This is a genomic window from Flavobacterium magnum (assembly GCF_003055625.1).
GTDB classification, from domain to species: Bacteria; Bacteroidota; Bacteroidia; order Flavobacteriales; family Flavobacteriaceae; genus Flavobacterium; species Flavobacterium magnum.
The window spans coordinates 3,092,410-3,114,574 of sequence record NZ_CP028811.1; the positions used below are offsets into that span (position 1 = coordinate 3,092,410).

Genomic DNA, 22,165 nt, shown 5'->3' on the forward strand with positions numbered 1-22,165 from the left:
ACCTTTTTCCATAACTTCGTTTTGTCCACGCCGAGAGTACTCAGTTCCAAATGCCGCAACTGACGTGAAGCCGCCGGACGTTAGCAGCAACATTATAACGCCCTCATGAAAAAACACCTTATATTACTATTTATTTTTACTGCCATTGCATGTAAACAAATGCAGCAGAAGATTTCTGTAGCCAAACAAGCTGAATTTGTCTTAAATCTCGACAGTATTGAAAAAGCTAATTCGAAGCAAATGGAGATAGCCGGGAGTAATTTAAATAAATTAACCGTTTCTCGAATAGATAGCACAATATGGATGAATTCTACTATGCCTATTAACAATAGGCACAGGATATTTGGATATGACAAACCAAACAAAAAATCTGAAAAATTACTCTTAATTTCGATTTTCACTTCGGATGTAGAAAGAAACCCTTTTGGATTTGCATTTGGGGCGTTTTATTTTACAGATTTTAACCATTACATGAAATATTTGAAATCAGAAGAAGATTTCATTCTTGCAAATTATATAGAATACGGAAAGTTAAAAGGTAAAATTTACATTCCTAAAGAAAATGTCGAGTTTAAATATTAAATGCTGCTGCTAACAGCGGTTTCACGCAATTGCTACTCACTTTGTAAAATGAAACATCTTTTTCCATAACTTCGTTTTGTCCACGCCGAGAATACTCAGTTCCAAATGCCGCAACTGACGTGAAGCCGCCGGACGTTAGCAGCAACCGCGGCGCGGCTGACTAAACATCACGTAAACCAAATCAGACTCAATAAATTTTTTGAGTATAAATTGTTGAAAAGTCTTACTTGTAATGAGTAAGAAATAAATACTTCAAAAAAATAAAAAAGCTAACTTGCAAAAGGATTTTTAGAAAAAATTCTGTGAAATCAATTTGTAAAATATCACATAACCCTATATAACATGGCAAAGAAAACAATATTTGTAGACGACGATAACAATGAAATGGAAGTGTTTGTAAATCAAAACGGCAAACTTTTTATCCAAGTTGGACAACTAAAAGAAGAACATTACAGTGGGTTTATTACTTTGGATAAAACCGATGTTGAAGAACTTATAAATATGTTGACAGAACTAAAAGAAGAAGTTGAAGACTAAATTGCGGCAGCTGCTAACAGCGGTTTCACGCAATTGCTACTTTTCGTGTACAGTGAACTTCTTTTTTCCATAACTTCGTTCTGTCCAGCCGAGAATACTCAGTTCCAAAAGCCGCAACTGACGTGAAGCCGCCGGACGTTATAAGCCATTTCTGAAGAACGTACTGAAACCAAATAACGAATCATATGAAAATAAAATTATTTTGGATCACTATAATCAAAATTCTTGGACTTCTGCTGTTTTTTGAATTTCTCGAAATTCTTTCACAATTAATTACTTCTTTGATTTATGTTTTCGTCCCAGACATTGAACAAAATATAGTTTGGGCAAGTTCATTGGTTTCTATTTTTATAATTCTATTCTATCTTATAATAATCTATCTGTTAGTTTTCAAATCATCATGGATTGTCGACAAACTAAAATTAGTTCGAGATTCTGAAATTGAAATAATCAATATTGGTCTAAAAATTTCTTCAATTCTTGTAATAGCTATTATAATAGTTGGAGGAGTTATTTTTATCAATAGTTTCGCACTTTTATCTAAAAATTTATATGATTATTTTCAGCAACAAAAAGCAAATAATTATAGCCCCACAATAGGTTGGATAATATTCAATTCTATTAAAACTTTACTAGGATATTTGTTAATGACAAACAGTAAAATTGTGGCTAACTATATTGGTAAGCAAAGTCAAATTGAATAGAAACGGCATATAACAGCGGTTTCACGCAATTGCTGCTTCTGTTGTAAAATGAACCACCTTTTTCCATAACTTCGTTTTGTCCTGCCGAGAATACTCAGTTCCAAAAGCCGCAACTGACGTGAAGCCGCCGGACGTTATGGGCAATTTCAAACCAAAATGAACGCATCAACACTCAACAAATTTCTAAAAGATAAATCTAAAGTTTCGCTATTAAAAGCTGAGATCGATGCTGAAGTTTCAGAATATAAAAAACTCATGGAAAAAATCGGCTCATCAATAAGCATATATTTTCATGAAGATGAATCAACTTTTTTAAATACTTATGGCTTATTGAATTTGATTAATCAAACGATAAATGGTTATTTAAAGGACCCCGAATTAAATTACATATGTGATTGTTTGACTTTAGCAGAAAATGTTGAGTTTGAAAATGAAAAAATAAAAGAAATAGTTTTCGAAATTGCAGACCAAGAAATATGGGGCAACTATAAATCTGTTGATGAATTAAAAGCAATAACCAAGATTCTTCAAAAATGATAATATGAGAAACTGCCCATAACAGCGGTTTCACGCAATTGCTGCTTCCCTTGTAAAATGTAATACCTTTTTCCATAACTTCGTCTTGTCCAGCCGAGAGTACTCAGTTTCAAAATCCGCAACTGACGTGAAGCCGCCGGACGTTAGCTGTAATATCGTTGCCAATTGGGAGAATTCAATAACCTATGTAAGAAATGAAAATTATAAAATTCCTATTAATCTTTGGTTGTATCATATTCATATTTTTTTTGTTCTTCGGTTATGACAAAAATTATGGATTCTACTTTAAAGAAGACTTACATATTGAAGAAAAAGTTTCATCAATTTCGTATATGGAGGATAACTACGAAATTTCTATAAAAGATCATGGGATAGGAATTAGTGGCAATAACTACTCAATAATTTTTAGTGGCTCAATTTTAAATAAATCACCTCATACCTTAGAATCAATAATCGTAATTCCTAGACTGAATGTTGAATTAGAAGGAAAGAATGTTGAAGTAGATTTGAGTAATTTTGCTGTTATGAGTCCAGGTCAAAAATTGTCGCCACAAGAAAATCTAAAGTTTACAAAAGTACTAGATTTTAAAAACTTCAATTTAGATTATTTAAATTATAAAGCAACAAAGGCTACATTTAGTATAACTTTCGAGGGAAGTAATTCCTTGGATTATAAAATTTCTGATCATGCAAATGTTTACTGGTGGGGCACAGATTCGGATATAACGCTTGAATGGAATATGATCTCCAAATAGATACTACAGCTAACAGCGGTTTCACGCAATTGCTGCGTCTCTTGAAAAATGTAACACCTTTTTCCATAACTTCGTTCTGTCCAGCCGAGAGTACTCAGTTCCAAAAGCCGCAACTGACGTGAAGCCGCCGGACGTTAGCTGTAATTTTTTGACGATCGGGAGTATTCATGAACTTAACATACGAATCGAGATTAATTTTTTCGTATTATGAAATTGTAAAAAAAACGAAATGATGCTTGAAGATAAAATTATTGGGTTTTGTAAGTTTATTTCGAAGGTTATTTTAGTCGCTTTCACATTGTTTATTTCTTATCTGTACTTTATTGCTTTGTCTGAAAAAATCGAACGACCAAACTTTAAAAACTTGTCAAATACCGAATTTGTAATTTTCGGGTTTATAATACTTACTCTTATTTTTTGGAATCTTGTAGTTTTCGGAATCTTAAATAGCAATAAAAAAAACAAAATAACTCTTAATGGACCGATAGCAAAAAACAAAAACTACAGCTAACAGCGGTTTCACGCAATTGCTGCTTCTCTTGTAAAATGAACTTCTTTTTTCCATAACTTCGTTTTGTCCAGCCGAGAGTACTCAGTTCCAAATGCCGCAACTGACGTGAAGCCGCCGGACGTTAGCAGCAATTGTAAAACGAACGCCATGAATAAACTGACAATAATGCTCTTTTTTATCTTACTAACGCAAATGAATTTTGCGCAGCCGGGCTCATTGATAACCAAAAATATTTCAACTGAATCTCAAATCACTGTCAAACAAATTGGAAATAGAGGATTATTAAAAAATGGGAATGTTTATTTTGTAGAAGATGATTTACAAACTATATCGGGTTATAATAAAAATAAAAAAATTTGGCAAGTGAATATTATAAAGATTTTAGGCAAACCAAAAGCTGGAAGATCTGCTATTCATTACATAAAACTAAGTGATAAAAGCTTACATATAACTTACGGAAAGCATAATTTTGCTGTGTTAAATATAGAAAACGGAGAAATAATTTCACATGGAGCAGAATAACAACAACTGCTGCTAACAGCGGTTTCACGCAATTGCTGCTTCCTTTGTAAAATGAACCATCTTTTTCCATAACTTCGTTTTGTCCACGCCGAGAATACTCAGTTCCAAAAGCCGCAACTGACGTGAAGCCGCCGGACGTTATCTACAAGCACCCAAAAATTGCGCATAAAGCGTGCTAATTAAATATGTAAAGATGATTTTAACTGAGTTCATTGAAAACATTCATAATGTAAATAATGACTATTCATTACTATTTGCAAAGAGAATTAATGGCCAATTCTTACATAATTCTGAAATAGCAATTCTAGACATTTCGGACGAAGAAAATAACGTTATGGCAAATCGAATTGAAGCTTTAAAATCTTTGGGCTTTGATTATTTCCTGGAAACCTTTTTAATAAAAGAAATGCTTGAAGATTTATCAGAAAATTTCAGTAACGCAGATCAAATTATAAATCATATCATTTCTTACGCTGAAAATGACGCATAAAGTTCAAGTGCCTGTAGATAACAGCGGTTTCACGCAATTGCTACTTTTCGTGTAAAATGAACTTCTTTTTTCCATAACTTCGTTATGTCCAGCCGAGAATACTCAGTTCCAAAAGCCGCAACTGACGTGAAGCCGCCGGACGTTATGCGATACCGCGGCGTGTGTTCCAAAATTGACGAAAAATGAAAATTAGATATTTTATACTATTTTTTTTAATACTGATATCGGTTGGAATTTATGTTGCTTTTTTCTATGAAAAACATCTTGATGAAAAAGTATATAAAAATGGTGATATAACTTTAAAGGTCTATAAAATAAGTAGAATTTCAACAGTACATGATTATATAGATCTTGAAAGATGGGGTTATTGCAAAAATATTTACGAGGCAAATACTGGAGGAATATACAATATCATCCTTAAAAAAGATATGGTCATTATTCAAACGTATAAAGCTGGTATTTACGAACTGGCTGCAAAAACTCTTGAAACTGAAATAAAAATAGATTCTTCTATAACCACTTATCGATACATGAAAAAATTTCAACCTCAAAACGCAAAATATTATAAGCAATAATTATTTTCGGCATCGCATAACAGCGGTTTCACGCAATTGCTCCTTCCCTTGTATAATTAACTTCTTTTTTCCATAACTTCGTTCTGTCCAACCGAGAGTACTCAGTTCCAAAAGCCGCAACTGACGTGAAGCCGCCGGACGTTGTGTGCTATTTTTCGAGCTACACCGAAACTTACAATCAAAAAATGAAATTATTTTTATTATTCAGTTTATTTATATTACAGGGTAATGTGTATTGCCAAGAGGATTTATCTCTCAATAATTTTGATGAAAACTTTTTAAAAATATTAATTAATGAAAAAGTTTTTTATAATTACGAAAATAATAAGTATGAGTACATTGATGAAAACGGAGACAATTTAATTCAAAAATCAGAAGCCGAAAAAGTTACAGTATTGCATCTAACTAAATTAAAAATAAATACGTCTTCTTTAAAAGGCATAGAAAATTTTACAAACTTAGAATACTTATCTTTTGAGAATTTAGATATTACAGATTTACACCTGACTAAACTTAATAAATTAGACGCCCTAAAATTTAATAATAGCAAAATTGTCAGTATCAAACTAAATGATTTAAAAAATCTGTCTTATATTGAAATTGGGGATAACAACCTAAACCTTAAAGAAATAAATCTAAACCAGTTAATAAAAATAAAAAAAATAGTGATTGGGAGTAACAATTTAAGTCTCCAAAAAATTGATATCAAAAATATTAAAACCCTGTCTGACTTCATAATTGGAGGTAATAATGGTAAGCTTAAAATAATAAATTTTAAAGGTGTTAAAAACATTATCAATTTTTCTTGTATAAACAGAGAAACGAAAATAATAAATTTTGTTCCCGACAGTTTAAAATCTTTACATTGCCATTATAATTTACTACAATCCATCGAATCTAAAATCAAAAAAAATCTAAAGGATTTGACTTTATATTCAGGTAATGATAAAATTAAAATTAGTGATTACAACAATCTTGAATATTTTAATGCAAGAAACAATGATTATTTCTATGATTCAGAAATAAAGAACATCAGTTATCTATATTTTGAAAACTTACCTAATTTACAAATAGTAAATTGTTCTGATATTCATTTAAATAACCTCGATTTTAAAAATGTAAACAACTTATTAAGTTTAGATTGTAGTAAAAATAACTTAATGAGCTTGCCTGAGATAAATTTGAAAAGCATTAATTGTAGTTCTAATAAATTAACAACTTTACCCACTCAAGGTATGCTAAATTTAGAAAGTTTAGATTGCAGTAAAAACAATTTTGAAAGTATAAATTTTGATATTTTTGGAAATTTAAAAAATATTAATTGTAGCTCAAATAAATTAAAAAAAATTGATGTTAATCAATTAAAAAAAATAGAACAACTCGATTGTAGCTCGAATAACATAACAAAAATACACCTAGAAGATCTCGAAAATCTAGTATATTTTAATTGTCGTTTTAATGACAGTCTTAAAAACCTAGTGTTAAAAAATATTTATTTAAAAGAACTCCTATTAAGCGAATCCGTTAGATATATTTGTGTAGATAATTTTTTCCTAAACAATATCAAATTTTCTGCGTCTTCACCAAATCTTTTGATTAATAGCGATTGTAATGAAAATAGCTTTGAAAAAACTAAAATAAAAATAGATCTTACAACAATAGAAAATGCTTTAATTGAATTCGATAATGCTCTACAACACGAAGATATTTATAAGCTAAAATATATTTGTACTCGAGAAGGTTTTAATGAAATCACACCAATAAAAGATCTTTTTTTTGGTAAAACACTTTTAGAAAATTATAATAATGGCTTATTTAATATTCAAAATCAAAATACGCTTGCTATAGAAATAAATGTAGATAAATATAAAGTGTACTACTATTTTTTTAAGCAACTTAGCGAGTGGAAATATTTTGGCTTACGAAATTTAAGTAATTTTCATAAATATTAATTAATTTTTAATTTAAAATAAATCCACAGTAAGGGTGATTAAAAAAACAGCACACAACAGCGGTTTCACGCAATTGCTGCTTCCCTTGTAAAATGTAACTGCTTTTTCCATAACTTCGTTTTGTCTCGCCGAGAGTACTCCGTTCCAAATGCCGCAACTGACGTGAAGCCGCCGGACGTTAGCTGTTATGCCGCCTCGAACGCACTTAATAGACCCATCATGAATCAAAAAAAGCAATTAATCTTTAGTGGTGTTTTTCTCTACATGAATGATGAAAAATTATTACCCGATATTTTTAAAGAAAAAATACCGCCAGGTCAATGCACAAATGACACTGACACGAAAGTTCAAACATTTAATATAGTTTATGATGATAGGTACTTAAAACTTAGTTTCGGCGATGGAATGTTAGGTCCGAGAAATCCAAAAGTTTTTAATCTTGAAACACATGAAGAAGAGGAAAATCCAAGACAAAAGCATCAAATAGAGCCAAGGCAAACATTTGCTATAATTGATTTTAATACAAGTTTTTTATGGATAAGTAATTCAAAAAAAAGAAGTGCTCTAATTGAGCTATTAAAACATTATTTTCCAACTACTTTAATTACCGCTAAAGATATTTACGACGAGACTCAATTTGTTGAAACTCTGCGAAGGCTTGATACAATAAAAGTTTCAGCGGTTCCAAATTTATTAAGTCAAACTGGAATATTAAGTGATAAACTTTGTGAAGAAATAAATGGTTATGAAGCCAATGTTGCAACACTTTCTCTATCTTATAATAATAGATACACGTCAGATTATTTGATAGAAAAAGTTAAATCTATTTTTGGACAGAAAAATGCATTAAAAAGTATCGTAATTTCGGGAAGGGATAATAATAATTTAGGAATGCTTTTCAATACAGAAGGTTTTTCCAGAAAAATTGAAGTCGAAGCAATTGTTGATGATGATGAAATGTTTGATCCAGAAGATGTATTTTTAAAATTACGAACAAAAATAGAAAGTGAAAATATTTAAATATTCTTTAGTAGTTGTCTTGTCCATTGGAATTATCTTGTGGATTGCATGTCGCTTGGAACTAAATAATGCTGCATTAGATGTTATAGCAACTTTTCTATCCATTACTACTGGTTTCACAATTACCGCTTTATCAATCATTGCTACTTCTCCATTTTCAAAATTTCTATATTCCGTCGAATCCGCGAATGATAATTCAAAAACACTTTTACACAAATTAGTTGATAATTTTAGAATTTCAACATTTCTTTTTATCACAACAATTGGACTAATAATTGCTTTTAATTTTTTGCCCAAAGAATTTACCGGAAAAATATATCAATTCTATTTCTGTAGTTTTTCAACAGCAGACTTACTAAAGTCAATAATTTTCTACTTCACAATTTTATCTTTTCTTTCTTTCATTTTATTATTTCATACTTTTTCTAAATTTGTCACAAAATCAGCTACAAGTTAAAGGCACAACAGCTAACAGCGGTTTCACTCAATTGCTGCTTCTCTTGTAAAATGAACCACCTTTTTCCATAACTTCGTTCTGTCCAGCCGAGAATACTCAGTTCCAAAAGCCGCAACTGACGTGAAGCCGCCGGACGTTACAGGCAATTGCTCCGTGTCCGAAATGACGATTTTCGTAATTGAATGGCTCGGCTTGCGTAATCACAAATCAACTTCTCTCCTATTTTTCAAAGAGCAACTTTGTGGCTCAGTTTTGAAACCTTGGCCGGGATTTTCTGATCTCCATTTACTTTTCTTCTTGCCGAGAAATCTCTGCGAAGCTCAATTGGGCTGTATTGCTGCTTAAGTCTTTGTCAATTTCTTTGTCTTGAAAAATGCTGAAAATCTCCTTTTCAAAATTCTAAACTTTAACGTGGTTCTCAAAAAAACTATCGCAGTAGAAATTCTTTGTGGTTACTTTGCGTGATTTTGCGCCTGTGTCGCAACAGCCTGTAACAGCGGCTTCACGCAATTGCTGCTTTCTTTGTAAAATGAACTTCTTTTTTCCATAACTTCGTTTTGTCCAGCCGAGAGTACTCAGTTCCAAACGCCGCAACTGACGTGAAGCCGCCGGACGTTATGGGCAAGCGCGGCGCAACGAACACGAAATCAACACTTAAAACATGATCGCAAGCTTAGAAATAGAAGAACTTGACAATTACTTATCTTATATTCGTCCGAGCGAAGAACTGAGATCAAAAATTGACATTGCTTACAGGATTGAAAAGCAAAGCGTGATAATTTTTGAGGTTACGCCGCATTGGAAAGATCCAAAACAGAAAATTGAAAGTAATGTTGCAAAGGCAACTTTTGTAAAAAAAGATAATCATTGGAAAGTCTTTTGGCGTCGTGCTGATTTGAAATGGCACTCTTACAAACCAATGCCTATAGTTGAAAATCTTCTTGACTTTATTAGATTAATCGAAAAGGATGAATATAATTGCTTTTGGGGATAATTGCGCCAGCCCATAACAGCGGCTTCACGCAATTGCTACTCACTTTGTAAAATGAACCACCTTTTTCCATAACTTCGTTCTGTCCAGCCGAGAATACTCAGTTCCAAAAGCCGCAACTGACGTGAAGCCGCCGGACGTTATGCGTGATTTTTGTTGTGTTGAAAGTTGGAGCTCCGCTCCTATTTGGTTTTGGGTGATTGGTTTGTGACTACATACGTTTACGTTGTCTTGGGATCAATATTAAAACCAACGCATAACAGCGGTTTCACGCAATTGCTGCTTTCCTTGTAAAATGAACTTCTTTTTTCCATAACTTCGTTTTGTCCAGCCGAGAGTACTCAGTTCCAAATGCCGCAACTGACGTGAAGCCGCCGGACGTTAGCCGTAACCAATCCAAAAGTCGCGTATAACCAAATGAGGAAATTTTTATTTATTCTAGCTTTATCGAGCTTATCTTGCAAAGAAGTAAAAAATACGGAATCTGAAAATGGAGTAATTTCTGAAAATGATTTGTATAGTGTTATCAACTCATTACAAAATTGTGCCCCGAAAGGCACAATTTATTATTCTGAAAATGATACACCATATGATAAAAACTTCATCGAAACGTATAAACTGGATTCAATATTCAGCACTGAGGATGTGGACTTTTTCAGAAAACAAATGAAAAAAGCCACCGATTTTAAGTTAAATATACAAAAGACTAAATGCGACAGAATATTAACCAAGCACAACATAAACAAAATGCGTTTAGAAAGTAAAACTGACGAAATTTTTTGGGAAAAGATTCGGATGAAATATGGACCGTTAACATGTTTAGCTTACATAAAACTTCCGATATTCTCAAAGGACAAAAATTATGTGATTTTTTCCAGCAACTATTCAACTGGTCCGCATTCGTTAGGTGGATCTATCGAAATATACAAGAAAATAAATAATTAATGGAAACGCTTTCATTCATTATCGGGATGGATGAGCTAATTTGGCTACGGCTAACAGCGGTTTCACGCAATTGCTGCTTCCCTTGTAAAATGAACTTCGTTTTTCCATAACTTCGTTCTGTCCAGCCGAGAATACTCAGTTCCAAAAGCCGCAACTGACGTGAAGCCGCCGGACGTTAGCAGAAACTGCAACCAAAATCACGTGTAAAGTCTTATGAAAATTATCACATGGAACTGTAATATGGCTTTCAGAAATAAAGCGGAATTTATTTTAAAGCACGCTCCCGATATTTTAATAGTTCCTGAATGTGAAAATCCAGATCGTTTAAAGTTTCCAATTGGAATTCCGCAACCGTCACAAATTATTTGGCATGGTGAAAATCAGAATAAAGGTCTTGGAGTTTTCTCGTACAGCAATTATAAATTAGAGTTACTAGATTGTCATAACGATAACTTTAAAAATATTTTGCCCATTGCAGTTACTGGCGGGAAAATTGACTTTACCTTATTTGCAGTTTGGGCTAACAATCCGCAAGACAAGGATGGCACCTATGTTACTCAAATTTGGAAAGCAATAAATTTCTACAGTTCATTGCTTTCTACAAAAACAATTTTAATTGGCGATTTCAACAGCAATACCATTTGGGATAAACCACGTCGTGAAGGAAATCATTCAACGGTAGTAGAAAAACTAAATGAAAAAAATATTACTAGTGTTTACCACAAATTTTATAGCCAAAATCAAGGAAGTGAGCAACACCCAACTTTGTACATGTATAGAAATGAAAGCAAACCATATCATATAGATTATTGCTTTGCGTCTGAAGATTTTATTAAGCTGTTGGAACACGTCGAAATTGGCAAATATCAAGATTGGACAAAACTAAGCGATCATAAACCTTTAATTGTGAAATTTGACATGTAACAGCAGCATCTGCTAACAGCGGTTTCACGCAATTGCTGCTTCTCTTGTAAAATGTAACCGCTTTTTCCATAACTTCGTTCTGTCCAGCCGAGAGTACTCAGTTCCAAAAGCCGCAACTGACGTGAAGCCGCCGGACGTTACCTGAAATTCGATCGAGCTACACAAACCTGAATAGTATTCATCATTCGACAGGCTTTTTTTTTACATTTACTTTAAATTTTAAAATATAAAACATGAAAGGTTTCATAAAGGTGATTGACGTAAATGATAAAGAACATTTTTTGAACATTGATTATATAATTAAATTTACGCCAACTGGTCAAGCTCATAGAGGTAATGCCATTGTTACCACCGTAAGTGAAACGATACAAACTACTACAACAGTTGATGAAATTGTTGATATGATAAAACTTCAATAATATGTACACTTATAAAGAAGCTCAGAAAATAGCTAATTACTATTTGGGAAAAGTTATTGGCAAACCTTTAAGTAAGGCTAAAGCAAAATCATTACCTATTACAGAAATAAAGATTGAAGAATTAAACGATCATACTTTTAACGTATTTTGTTATGGGAAAGCTTCGTCAAGTGTTATCTTTTTTACAACTATAGACCTCGTCGCAAAAGATCTGGAACTTTTAGGTCCAGATGAAGTTTTAAAACTCGAAGATTAGAGGAAGAATTTAGAAAGCAAACTCTGTCCACGAACTTCAGGTAACAGCGGTTTCACGCAATTGCTGCTTTCCTTGTAAAATGTAACCGCTTTTTCCATAACTTCGTTCTGTCCAGCCGAGAGTACTCAGCTTCGAAAGCCGCAACTGACGTGAAGCCGCCGGACGTTAGCAGCAATGTTGGCGTGACGAAGTCAAACTGAACGAAAACATAAAATGTGTCTATTAAAAATATATAGTGATAATGAATCTTTCGCATCGTTTGCCAAGACAACGGAAGTTCCTGTTTATAGCATCTCTGAAAAAGGAGATTACAAAAATGAGGCTAAAAAAATTGTCAATGAAGATTATAAAATATCTTTTGATGTCTCAGACAAAGAATGGGACGATTTAAAAGGCCAAGTTGGAGATGCAATTCTTTTTTTAGAAAAGCATTTTGAAGAATTAAATATTCTTTTATCAACTCATAATATAAGTAATGCTTATTTAGATTTTCCAATTTACTCTCGATTAGATAAAAATATAGTTAATCAAAATGACCATTTGCCAAAAGCACTAATTGTTTTAGCGGGAAAATTATGTATTGGAATTGAAATTGCAATTTATTCTAAAAATGCATTTGATTAGAAAGATAACACTGCTGCTAACAGCGGTTTCACGCAATTGCTGCTTCTCTTGTAAAATGAACCACCTTTTTCCATAACTTCGTTCTGTCCAGCCGAGAGTACTCAGTTTGAAATGCCGCAACTGACGTGAAGCCGCCGGACGTTACCGGCAATTAATCAGCGACGGTAAAAGAAACGAACATGAAAAGATTATTGTATATTTTATTAGTATTTCCAAATCTATTTTTTGCTCAAGTCTATCGTGCTAAACTAGTAGATTATGACGCAAGTAAAATTCCTGCATATTGCGGTTACCAAAAGTCATATGGAGTATTGAAATTTGAGTTGCAAGAAAAAAGTAGAAAAGGCGAAGTTGTATTTATTGTACAAGAATGTCCAAGAGAATTGATGGAAAAAGTTGGTGAATACAAAAATGATTCAATTTATTCTGTTTCAATTGGAGATCAAGTAAACAAAAAGTTGCGGGAAATAGGAATTGAAATTTGCAAAAGAAATTATCCCAAAGACAAGACAAAAATATTTTGGGTTGGGTTTATAAAACATTAACTGCCGGTAACAGCGGTTTCACGCAATTGCTACTTTACGTGTAAAATGAACTTCTTTTTTCCATAAATTCGTTGTGTCCAGCCGAGAGTACTCAGTTCCAAAAGCCGCAACTGACGTGAAGCCGCCGGACGTTAGCTGAAATTTCATTAAAAATCCTGACCAAATTTAACATTTCAAATCAACCAATTATGGAAGTCATTTTTAACGCGTTACTAACTGGAATAATTACGTTGGCATTAAATGTTATTTTTTTTACTTGGATAAAAACAAAATGGGAGGAAAATCTAGAAACATATAAAATCGCCTATTCTGGGATTTTTAAAGAGAAAATAGAAATTCATAGAGAGTTACTTAAAAAGATTTATAATTTCAAATTCAAACTTCAACAATATGGTATTATGGGTAATGAAGATATGGCGATGGACTTGTTTAAAGAATCCAATGATTTTATAAATTATTATTTAGTTAATCAACCTTTCATAAAACCTTCTATTTTAAATATGATTGAGAAACTAAATAAAGAATATCAAGAATGTTTTGAAATTTTTCACGCATATTCAGTTTATAAAACACCTGGCGTAGATCCAAAGCTACTATCAGAAGCTGCGCATAAAGCTTTAGAAGTTTCTAATCGCTTAAGAAGTGCTGATTTTAAAGCAATTGAAAATGAAATAATTCAGGAGATGAGAGCAGATTTGAAATATAGTGATTCGTAATTTGACTTAGAAACTTCAGCTAACAGCGGTTTCACGCAATTGCTGCTTCTCTTGTAAAATGTAACCGCTTTTTCCATAACTTCGTTCTGTCCAGCCGAGAGTACTCAGTTCCAAAAGCCGCAACTGACGTGAAGCCGCCGGACGTTACCAGCAAGTTTAAACCGAATCGCGATGAAAGAACGCCTTTATAAAAATATTGCACTTGCGCTTGTAGCAATTAATATTTGGACTTTGTACAGTTTTTTTGACTATTACAATGCCACTAAATATTCTATGAGCAGTCTTACTCTTTTCTTTAATTTTATAGACAGTGTTTTTGCTGCGCTAGCAATTGGAATAATTGCTGTTATTTTAAGACTCACAATTTTTAGAACCAAAAGAAAAAAACTTTTGAAAAACAATTTTTTCTATGTGCTATGTGGCTTGTTCAATCTTAATTTGTTTATAATCTGGATTGTATCGTTATTAATGAAATTACTTCCGCTTAAATTAGAATCTACTTATTTTATGTTAGGCAGTTTGATAATAACCATATTTATATTGTTTGACCTCTTTCTAAATAAAAATGAAATTCGTCAAATGGAAATTGAGAACACTTAATCAAAACCTGCAGGTAACAGCGGTTTCACGCAATTGCTGCTTCCCTTGTAAAATGAACTTCTTTTTTCCATAACTTCGTTCTGTCCAGCCGAGAGTACTCAGTTCCAAAAGCCGCAACTGACGTGAAGCCGCCGGACGTTAGCAGACATTTTGGAAAATCGTGCTAAGAATAACGAATGTGTTAGATGATGAGAATATTAAAGACGTTAAAAGATAACGCTGTCAAATTATTTCAAAAAAGTTCTTCACCAGAAATGAATAAATTTGAAGAACTGAGACGTAATCGATTGATTAAAAAAATGCGCTCAAATGCAATTGCGATTGTAACTGGGCAAATTAATATACATTCAGGCTGTATAAAAATGAGATGGTTTATTTCTGATATTGAAAGAATTAGTTGTCTGGAAAATATTGATTTAAAAGTGTTTGATAATTTTTATAGCGCGTTTTCCAAATATCCAATTGCGAATGAAAGAAATTACTATAACAAACAGTATTTGGCTAAACTTGATATTGAGTTAGATTCAATTAATGATCAATATAAACAATCTGTGCTGGAAAAATGTCAAGAAATCATTGAAAAATTTGAATATATCAAAAACGTCTGCTAACAGCGGTTTCACGCAATTGCTGCTTTTCTTGTAAAATGAACCGCCTTTTTCCATAACTTCGTCTTGTCCGGCCGAGAATACTCAGTTCCAAAAGCCGCAACTGACGTGAAGCCGCCGGACGTTAGCAGATATTTTAACCAACCGACCTCAAAATATGGAAATTAGAACTTTTGCCATCATAAATGGCTTAGATGTTGTAGAAAATGATGGAAGAATCACTCTCAAAAATAAAACTAAAACACAAAAAGAAGCGAAAAAAGTTTTAGCAGAAGAATTTGCTCATGCTGAAGTAAGAGCTGAAAATCTTTTTGCAAATGGCGAAATCGAAGTCAAGTTTACTAGGAACACATTTTCTACAGGTATTTTATTTTTGCTCCCAACAATTAACGATGATTACATTACAGTAGGATTGTCATATTATGATAAAGAATTTGTTATCTCTGGAGGTGTTAGATCAGGAGAAAAATTAGCTAGTGCTAGCAAATCAGAATTTTATGCTCTCGACAAAGAGCATGTAATGAAAATCACAATTTATGGCTCTCAATTAAAACTTTATGTCAATAAAATTTTATTATGTGAAGCAACAGTAAGCATAAAGGAAGGACCTGTAATGTTGAGAATAGTTTCTGAAGATGAACTGGAGGTTTATGAAATTAAAATTAAAGCAGTTAAACCAAAAGTTTTTGTAATTATGCAATTTACCAATGAATACAATGAATTGTATAATGAGGTTATAAAACCGGTTGTCGATAATCGCGGATTGGAATGTGTTAGAGCAGATGAGTTTTACACTTCAACGCCAATTCTAAAAGATATTATTGATTCAATAATTGAATCGAGTATTGTTATTGCGGAAATAACACCTGATAATCCGAATGTTTTTTATGAAATTGGTTATTCTCATGCGATTGGAAAACCGACCATTTTATTATGCGATCGCAAAAGAGAAAAACTTCCTTTCGATTTATCTAGTTTCCGTACATTATTTTATGAAAATACAATTGCAGGAAAGAAAAAGATCGAAGAAAATTTAAAGAAATACTTGGACAATTTATAAAAACATCTGCTAACAGCGGTTTCACGCAATTGCTACTTTTCTTGTAAAATGTAACCGCTTTTTCCATAACTTCGTTTTGTTCAGCCGAGAGTACTCAGCTTCGAAAGCCGCAACTGACGTGAAGCCGCCGGACGTTAGCCGTAACCAATCCAAAAGTCGCGTATAACCAAATGAGGAAATTTTTATTTATTCTAGCTTTATCGAGCTTATCTTGCAAAGAAGTAAAAAATACGGAATCTGAAAATGGAGTAATTTCTGAAAATGATTTGTATAGTGTTATCAACTCATTACAAAATTGTGCCCCGAAAGGCACAATTTATTATTCTGAAAATGATACACCATATGATAAAAACTTCATCGAGACGTATAAACTGGATTCAATATTCAGCACTGAGGATGTGGACTTTTTCAGAAAACAAATGAAAAAAGCCACCGATTTTAAGTTAAATATACAAAAGACTAAATGCGACAGAATAATAACCAAGCACAACATAAACAAAATGCGTTTAGAAAGTAAAACTGACGAAATTTTTTGGGAAAAGATTCGGATGAAGTATGGACCGTTAACATGTTTAGCTTACATAAAACTTCCGATATTCTCAAAGGACAAAAATTATGTGATTTTTTCCAGCAACTATTCAACTGGTCCGCATTCGTTAGGTGGATCTATAGAAATATACAAGAAAATAAATAATAAATGGAAACGCTTTCATTCATTATCGGGATTGATGAACTAATGTGGCTACGGCTAACAGCGGTTTCACGCAATTGCTGCATTTCTTGTAAAATGTAACACCTTTTTCCATAACTTCGTCCTGTCCAGCCGAGAGTACTCAGCTTCGAAAGCCGCAACTGACGTGAAGCCGCCGGACGTTACCTGCTATTATACCAAAAATCCCGCTAAAAATGAAAATTAAGAATCATGAGTTAAGATTTCCAATTATTTTAAACCTCGTCCTCTTAACTATTATGTACACCGATTTTTTTATTCCATCTGATAATATAGTTGAGGAAAAGTTTGCATCATTCGATGCTTCAGTAAAAGAAGCAGCATATCATCCAAAATACGGTGGGGAAACGGAAATAAGATACTATTTGGAATGTCAAAGTGGTAAGCAATATTATTTATATAATTTTCCGGAAAATGACATTGTCGAAATCGGTCACAAAATATATATCACTAAAACTTTTCTTTTTTCTAAAGTAAAATATTTCCAAGTATCGCTTGATTCCGAAAAACGTCCATTATCACTATTATATTATGGCTTATTTGCCTATATCATAAGTGCGTGTGCATTCGTAACATTACTAAGTATTTTTGTTGTAAATAAATATTTAGATTTTCTATTGGCATTCAGTACAGTTTTTATTTGTATAATTACATTAATCTATTTCACGCTGTACTCATAACAGCAGGTAACAGCGGTTTCACGCAATTGCTGCTTTCCTTGTAAAATGAACTTCTTTTTCCATACCTTCGGTTTGTCCACGCCGAGAGTACTCAGTTCCAAAAGCCGCAACTGACGTGAAGCCGCCGGACGTTATGCGTGATTTTTGTTGGGTTGAAAGTTGGAGCTCCGCTCCTATTTGGTTTTGGGTGATTGGCTTGTGACTACATACGTTTACGTTGTCTTGGGATCTATATTAAAACCAACGCATAACAGCGGTTTCACGCAATTGCTACTTTCCTGTAAAATGAACTTCTTTTTTCCATAACTTCGTTTTGTCCGCGCCGAGAATACTCAGTTCCAAATGCCGCAACTGACGTGAAGCCGCCGGACGTTGTGCGTCATTGCAACGAAACCTGAAACCAATAACTCATGAGATATTTTTTTAGCTTGTATCTATTTACTTTTTTAGTTTCTTGCGGAGAGTCATTCGAGCAAATGGACACAGAAAAATTCAATGCAGATATTGCTCAAAATACCAGCATTGAATCTCCAGAAGAATTGATTACGATTTACTATAATTTTCCTGCATCAGAAGGAAAACCAAATTTGCAAATCACTAAAAAAGAAATCGATAATAAAGTTTTCGAAATAACACTTATTAATAACGATGTAGGAGATGATGTTCAGGGAGCAGAAAAAATAATCATGATTGCAAAAAGGATAGTAAATAAATGGCATGTCAAAAAAATATCAAGAAATTGGAAATGTCATCCTGGCCGTGGTAATACTGACTGGGGAACTCAAAGCTGCAATTAACAGCAACGAACGCACAACAGCGGTTTCACGCAATTGCTGCTTTTCGTGTAAAATGAACTTCTTTTTTCCATAACTTCGTTCTGTCCAGCCGAGAATACTCAGCTTCGAAAGCCGCAACTGACGTGAAGCCGCCGGACGTTAGCAGAAATTTTATGTGACGATAGGAGAAACCAATAAGTAAACACCATGAAAAAAGCAATCTTATTTTTTTTAACACTAGGAAACTGTATTTTGTATTCACAATATTCTGGATATTACAATATTAATACAAACTCAAATATTGATGTGAATGCAAATATTAACCATAATATAAGTGGAAATGTTTACGAATATAAAACAATTACAACTATTGATTATGGTGCATTACAACTTGCAAATGCTCAGAACGAAAAAAATAGATTAGAACTACAAAGATTTCAAGATGAACGTGAAAAGGAGATTGCGCTTCAAATTGCAGCAGATCCTTTAAAAGCTTATGATTATGGCAGTTGGTTCACTATTTCTAGCAAAGATAAGATATGGAAGGAGGATAAAAATAGTAAAGAAAATTTAAAAAAAATTCGAGAGAATACTGGATTTAAAGAGTTCAATATTGAATATGTTATTCCAAACCCTTTAATATTTACGATGCTCAGTGCACATAAGTTTCAAAATGTCAGTCCAGATGGAGTAAAAGCAGATATTTACATTTATCTCCCTGTTTATAATAAAAATAACGTTGAGTTTGATTTTGAAAAAGATTTTGAAAATGTTGTTGTCGGGAGTGAAGTTGAACAGGTTGACGATCAAAATAAATTGAGGAAAATATTCTTTCATAAAAAGGAATTAAATAGAGCTACCATCTATGGTATAAATGGGTACAGAAGTACATATATTTGGGAAGATAAATTAGAAGATGGAATTACTAATAATTACCAATATACTGTAGAAAAATTGGGCAATGGTTATCAATTACTTGTTAAAGTAAGATATTATGGAAATAAAAGCGAAGTAGATTTTGAAAAATTAGAAGGTAGGAGATACTATTTAAAACCGTTAGTCGAAAAAATAATTGCTACTGCAAAAGTGAGTGATTTAGAAATTTTAAAAAAATAAAGACTAAACATCTAAAAACTTCTGCTAACAGCGGTTTCACGCAATTGCTGCTTCCCTTGTAAAATGAACAACCTTTTTCCATAACTTCGTTTTGTCCACGCCGAGAGTACTCAGTTCCAAATGCCGCAACTGACGTGAAGCCGCCGGACGTTATGCGAAATAAATACAAATCCTGAAACCAAATGAAGCAGATTTTTCTATTATTTTCTCTTGCAATTTCTACATTTTTTATTCATGATCTAACTGGTGAATATGTAAATCTAGCCGGCGAAAAAATGACATTAAATAAGGATAAATCTTTTCTTCATTTTTTTCAAGTTGGGCACATTGCTTATTGGCAAAAAGGGATATGGAAAGAAAAGGATAATATACTTTATTTAGAACCAATAATGATCTATGACACTTTGAGACGAAAAAACATGCCTGACAGATTAATATTGTCAATCGACCTAAAACCAGATTTACATATTTACGTAGACGACGAAACAAGTTACGATAACAATGAATTACGGAAACATCAAGCAGATATTAACACGACATATCGTAGATATCGCATAAAGAATAATAAACTTACTGCGATAAAATTTGATGGCACATTAAATACATCAGAACCAAAACATGAATTGTTAATGGATGACTCTCCAGAAAACTATTATGATCCATCTTACGTAAAGGTTGACTAATTTTACTTCGCATAACAGCGGTTTCACGCAATTGCTGCTTTCCTTGTAAAATGAAACATCTTTTTCCATAACTTCGTTCTGTCCAGCCGAGAATACTCAGCTTCGAAAGCCGCAACTGACGTGAAGCCGCCGGACGTTAGCGGCAATTCACCCGCCGAAATCAACTATAACGACCAAATTATGAAAAATTTAATCCGCCTTTTTGCGCTTTTGACATTTGTTATTTGCATTTTTCCGTTTTTTCAAACGTGTTCAGATGCTCAAATATATTAAAAAAGCAATATCCAGAAGCAATTGTCATTGATCCAGCGTTAGGTCCTGAAGTTTTAAAACAGAAAAATGATTCATTGAAAATAGCGAATCAAATAAATCGTAAATCTGACCTTGAAAAGTCAAAGAAAGATTTCACAGTAAATGCTTACCAAATTGGCGTTATTGGATTTAAAGAATTTGAATTATCCGACTTTAAAGATTTGACTTCTTATTTCTCGTTGTGTTTCCTATTTATAATATCACTTTCGGTGGGAATATTCTACTTTTTATTTAAAGAAAACTATTCTATCATTTTTAGAATTTCTACAATAAATCTATTATTACTTCTTTCCTCAATCGCTATATTGATAGTAGGTGACGGAATTGATGATCTTAATCAAATAAAATATGGCTACTATCTTCTAGCTTTAAATCTTCTGGCTCTAATAGTAACATCAAGAAAGTTGACAAGAACATGAACTGCCGCTAACAGCGGTTTCACGCAATTGCTGCTTTCCTTGTAAAATGAACGCACTTTTTCCATAACTTCGTTTTGTCCACGCCGAGAATACTCAGTTTCAAATGCCGCAACTGACGTGAAGCCGCCGGACGTTATGCGATAGTTTTAACGCAGCGTGACGTACAACCTTCAAAATTAAAATGTACTTTTGAAGAAGTAATTTATTTAGACATGAAAGCTGAATTAAACATCCAAAGCAAAAAGTTAGAATTGATCCAATGGCTATCAACTATTGAGGACATGTCAGTACTTAATAAAATTATAGACTTGAAAAAACAGGAAAATCAGGATTGGTGGAGTTCGATTTCTGAGAATGAAAAACAAGCTGTTGAAAAAGGATTGCAAGATGCTGAAGCTGGAAAATTAAATTCACACTCAAAAGCAAGACAGCTTTATGACAAATGGTTATAAAATCCTTTGGACAGATTTTGCGTTAGGAGAATTAGAAAAAACAATCGAATATCTTCAGGAAAATTGGACTGACAGAGAATTGCGAAACCTCGCTTGGGCAATTGAGGAAACACTAAACTTGCTTTCTCACAATCCTAACTTATTCCAGGCTTCAGAAATTAAAAAAGAAATTCGCAGAGTTATTGTTGCAAATCATAACACTTTGTATTATCGAGTAAACGACAATACAATTGAAATCCTCTCATTCTTTTCTAATCGCCAAAGCCCTAAAAAGAGAAAACTGAAGTAAAATTAAACCATCGCATAACAGCGGTTTCACGCAATTGCTGCTTCCCTTGTAAAATGAAACATCTTTTTACATAACTTCGTTTTGTCCAGCCGAGAGTACTCAGTTCCAGAAGCCGCAACTGACGTGAAGCCGCCGGACGTTATGCGTGATTTTTGTTGCGTTGAAAGTTGGAGCTTCGCTCCTATTTGGTTTTGGGTGATTGGCTTGTGATTACATACGTTTACGTTGTCTTGGGATCAATATTAAAACCAACGCATAACAGCGGTTTCACGCAATTGCTACATCTCATGTAAAATGAACCACCTTTTTCCATAACTTCGTCTTGTCCAGCCGAGAGTACTCAGTTCCAGAAGCCGCAACTGACGTGAAGCCGCCGGA

At 33.1% G+C, this 22,165-nt stretch carries 30 protein-coding genes; all 30 read left to right on the forward strand.

Features of this window, described 5'->3' with window-relative positions:
• The first annotated feature begins 105 nt into the window (after positions 1–105).
• On the forward strand, positions 106–582 hold the full coding sequence (locus tag HYN48_RS13215) for a hypothetical protein (protein WP_108372460.1): 477 nt from the start codon (positions 106–108) through the stop codon (positions 580–582).
• A 342-nt stretch (positions 583–924) separates the two neighbouring features.
• Positions 925–1,119 carry a hypothetical protein gene (locus HYN48_RS13220; protein WP_108372462.1) on the forward strand — a complete coding sequence of 65 codons (195 nt, stop codon included), beginning with the start codon at positions 925–927 and terminating at the stop codon, positions 1,117–1,119.
• Between the two features lie 185 nt (positions 1,120–1,304).
• The gene (locus tag HYN48_RS13225; RefSeq protein ID WP_108372464.1) at positions 1,305–1,823 is read left to right on the forward strand and encodes a hypothetical protein; all 519 of its coding nucleotides are present in this window, start codon (positions 1,305–1,307) and stop codon (positions 1,821–1,823) included.
• A 156-nt stretch (positions 1,824–1,979) separates the two neighbouring features.
• Positions 1,980–2,360: a hypothetical protein gene (locus HYN48_RS13230; protein ID WP_108372466.1), complete on the forward strand. Its 381-nt coding sequence runs from the start codon at positions 1,980–1,982 to the stop codon at positions 2,358–2,360.
• Positions 2,361–2,554: 194 nt separating this feature from the next.
• On the forward strand, positions 2,555–3,115 hold the full coding sequence (locus tag HYN48_RS13235; RefSeq protein WP_108372468.1) for a hypothetical protein: 561 nt from the start codon (positions 2,555–2,557) through the stop codon (positions 3,113–3,115).
• 658 nt (positions 3,116–3,773) lie between these two features.
• On the forward strand, positions 3,774–4,148 hold the full coding sequence (locus tag HYN48_RS13245; RefSeq protein WP_108372472.1) for a hypothetical protein: 375 nt from the start codon (positions 3,774–3,776) through the stop codon (positions 4,146–4,148).
• Positions 4,149–4,341: 193 nt separating this feature from the next.
• Complete coding sequence (locus tag HYN48_RS13250; protein ID WP_108372474.1) at positions 4,342–4,638, forward strand: hypothetical protein; 297 nt, start codon at positions 4,342–4,344, stop codon at positions 4,636–4,638.
• A gap of 182 nt (positions 4,639–4,820) precedes the next feature.
• Entirely contained in the window at positions 4,821–5,213 is a 393-nt protein-coding gene (locus HYN48_RS13255) for a hypothetical protein (RefSeq protein WP_108372477.1), read from the forward strand.
• A gap of 185 nt (positions 5,214–5,398) precedes the next feature.
• Positions 5,399–7,165, forward strand: a complete 1,767-nt coding sequence (locus tag HYN48_RS13260) for a leucine-rich repeat domain-containing protein (RefSeq protein WP_108372479.1) — start codon at positions 5,399–5,401, stop codon at positions 7,163–7,165.
• A gap of 219 nt (positions 7,166–7,384) precedes the next feature.
• Positions 7,385–8,185 (forward strand): hypothetical protein, encoded by an 801-nt coding sequence (locus HYN48_RS13265; protein WP_146171787.1) that lies wholly within the window; start codon positions 7,385–7,387, stop codon positions 8,183–8,185.
• Entirely contained in the window at positions 8,172–8,642 is a 471-nt protein-coding gene (locus HYN48_RS15195; RefSeq protein WP_146171788.1) for a hypothetical protein, read from the forward strand. Before HYN48_RS13265 ends, HYN48_RS15195 begins: the two co-directional genes overlap by 14 nt.
• Positions 8,643–9,303: 661 nt before the next feature.
• Positions 9,304–9,636, forward strand: coding sequence for a DUF3024 domain-containing protein (locus HYN48_RS13270; RefSeq protein ID WP_108372484.1), 333 nt, complete (start codon positions 9,304–9,306; stop codon positions 9,634–9,636).
• A gap of 414 nt (positions 9,637–10,050) precedes the next feature.
• Positions 10,051–10,578 (forward strand): hypothetical protein, encoded by a 528-nt coding sequence (locus HYN48_RS13275; RefSeq protein WP_108372486.1) that lies wholly within the window; start codon positions 10,051–10,053, stop codon positions 10,576–10,578.
• Between the two features lie 213 nt (positions 10,579–10,791).
• Positions 10,792–11,502, forward strand: coding sequence for an endonuclease/exonuclease/phosphatase family protein (locus HYN48_RS13280; protein ID WP_108372488.1), 711 nt, complete (start codon positions 10,792–10,794; stop codon positions 11,500–11,502).
• A 233-nt stretch (positions 11,503–11,735) separates the two neighbouring features.
• The gene (locus HYN48_RS13285) at positions 11,736–11,921 is read left to right on the forward strand and encodes a hypothetical protein (RefSeq protein WP_108372491.1); all 186 of its coding nucleotides are present in this window, start codon (positions 11,736–11,738) and stop codon (positions 11,919–11,921) included.
• A gap of 1 nt (position 11,922) precedes the next feature.
• On the forward strand, positions 11,923–12,177 hold the full coding sequence (locus tag HYN48_RS13290; RefSeq protein ID WP_108372493.1) for a hypothetical protein: 255 nt from the start codon (positions 11,923–11,925) through the stop codon (positions 12,175–12,177).
• Between the two features lie 213 nt (positions 12,178–12,390).
• Complete coding sequence (locus HYN48_RS13295; protein ID WP_108372495.1) at positions 12,391–12,801, forward strand: hypothetical protein; 411 nt, start codon at positions 12,391–12,393, stop codon at positions 12,799–12,801.
• A 179-nt stretch (positions 12,802–12,980) separates the two neighbouring features.
• Positions 12,981–13,346: a hypothetical protein gene (locus HYN48_RS13300; RefSeq protein ID WP_108372498.1), complete on the forward strand. Its 366-nt coding sequence runs from the start codon at positions 12,981–12,983 to the stop codon at positions 13,344–13,346.
• 188 nt (positions 13,347–13,534) lie between these two features.
• A complete protein-coding gene (locus tag HYN48_RS13305) occupies positions 13,535–14,062 on the forward strand; it encodes a hypothetical protein (RefSeq protein ID WP_108372500.1) in 528 nt (175 codons plus the stop codon).
• A 171-nt stretch (positions 14,063–14,233) separates the two neighbouring features.
• Positions 14,234–14,662, forward strand: coding sequence for a hypothetical protein (locus HYN48_RS13310; RefSeq protein ID WP_108372502.1), 429 nt, complete (start codon positions 14,234–14,236; stop codon positions 14,660–14,662).
• 185 nt (positions 14,663–14,847) lie between these two features.
• A complete protein-coding gene (locus HYN48_RS13315; protein WP_108372504.1) occupies positions 14,848–15,273 on the forward strand; it encodes a DUF2489 domain-containing protein in 426 nt (141 codons plus the stop codon).
• 154 nt (positions 15,274–15,427) lie between these two features.
• Complete coding sequence (locus HYN48_RS13320) at positions 15,428–16,330, forward strand: hypothetical protein (RefSeq protein ID WP_108372506.1); 903 nt, start codon at positions 15,428–15,430, stop codon at positions 16,328–16,330.
• 170 nt (positions 16,331–16,500) lie between these two features.
• Positions 16,501–17,067, forward strand: coding sequence for a hypothetical protein (locus tag HYN48_RS13325; protein WP_108372508.1), 567 nt, complete (start codon positions 16,501–16,503; stop codon positions 17,065–17,067).
• 169 nt (positions 17,068–17,236) lie between these two features.
• The gene (locus HYN48_RS13330; RefSeq protein WP_108372510.1) at positions 17,237–17,740 is read left to right on the forward strand and encodes a hypothetical protein; all 504 of its coding nucleotides are present in this window, start codon (positions 17,237–17,239) and stop codon (positions 17,738–17,740) included.
• 410 nt (positions 17,741–18,150) lie between these two features.
• Complete coding sequence (locus HYN48_RS13335; protein ID WP_146171789.1) at positions 18,151–18,537, forward strand: hypothetical protein; 387 nt, start codon at positions 18,151–18,153, stop codon at positions 18,535–18,537.
• Positions 18,538–18,723: 186 nt separating this feature from the next.
• Positions 18,724–19,632, forward strand: coding sequence for a hypothetical protein (locus tag HYN48_RS13340; RefSeq protein WP_108372514.1), 909 nt, complete (start codon positions 18,724–18,726; stop codon positions 19,630–19,632).
• A 182-nt stretch (positions 19,633–19,814) separates the two neighbouring features.
• A complete protein-coding gene (locus HYN48_RS13345; protein WP_108372516.1) occupies positions 19,815–20,315 on the forward strand; it encodes a hypothetical protein in 501 nt (166 codons plus the stop codon).
• A gap of 248 nt (positions 20,316–20,563) precedes the next feature.
• On the forward strand, positions 20,564–21,046 hold the full coding sequence (locus HYN48_RS13350; RefSeq protein WP_108372518.1) for a hypothetical protein: 483 nt from the start codon (positions 20,564–20,566) through the stop codon (positions 21,044–21,046).
• Between the two features lie 212 nt (positions 21,047–21,258).
• Positions 21,259–21,498 (forward strand): hypothetical protein, encoded by a 240-nt coding sequence (locus HYN48_RS13355; protein ID WP_108372520.1) that lies wholly within the window; start codon positions 21,259–21,261, stop codon positions 21,496–21,498.
• Complete coding sequence (locus HYN48_RS13360) at positions 21,482–21,787, forward strand: type II toxin-antitoxin system RelE/ParE family toxin (protein WP_108372522.1); 306 nt, start codon at positions 21,482–21,484, stop codon at positions 21,785–21,787. Before HYN48_RS13355 ends, HYN48_RS13360 begins: the two co-directional genes overlap by 17 nt.
• Positions 21,788–22,165: the final 378 nt, after the last annotated feature.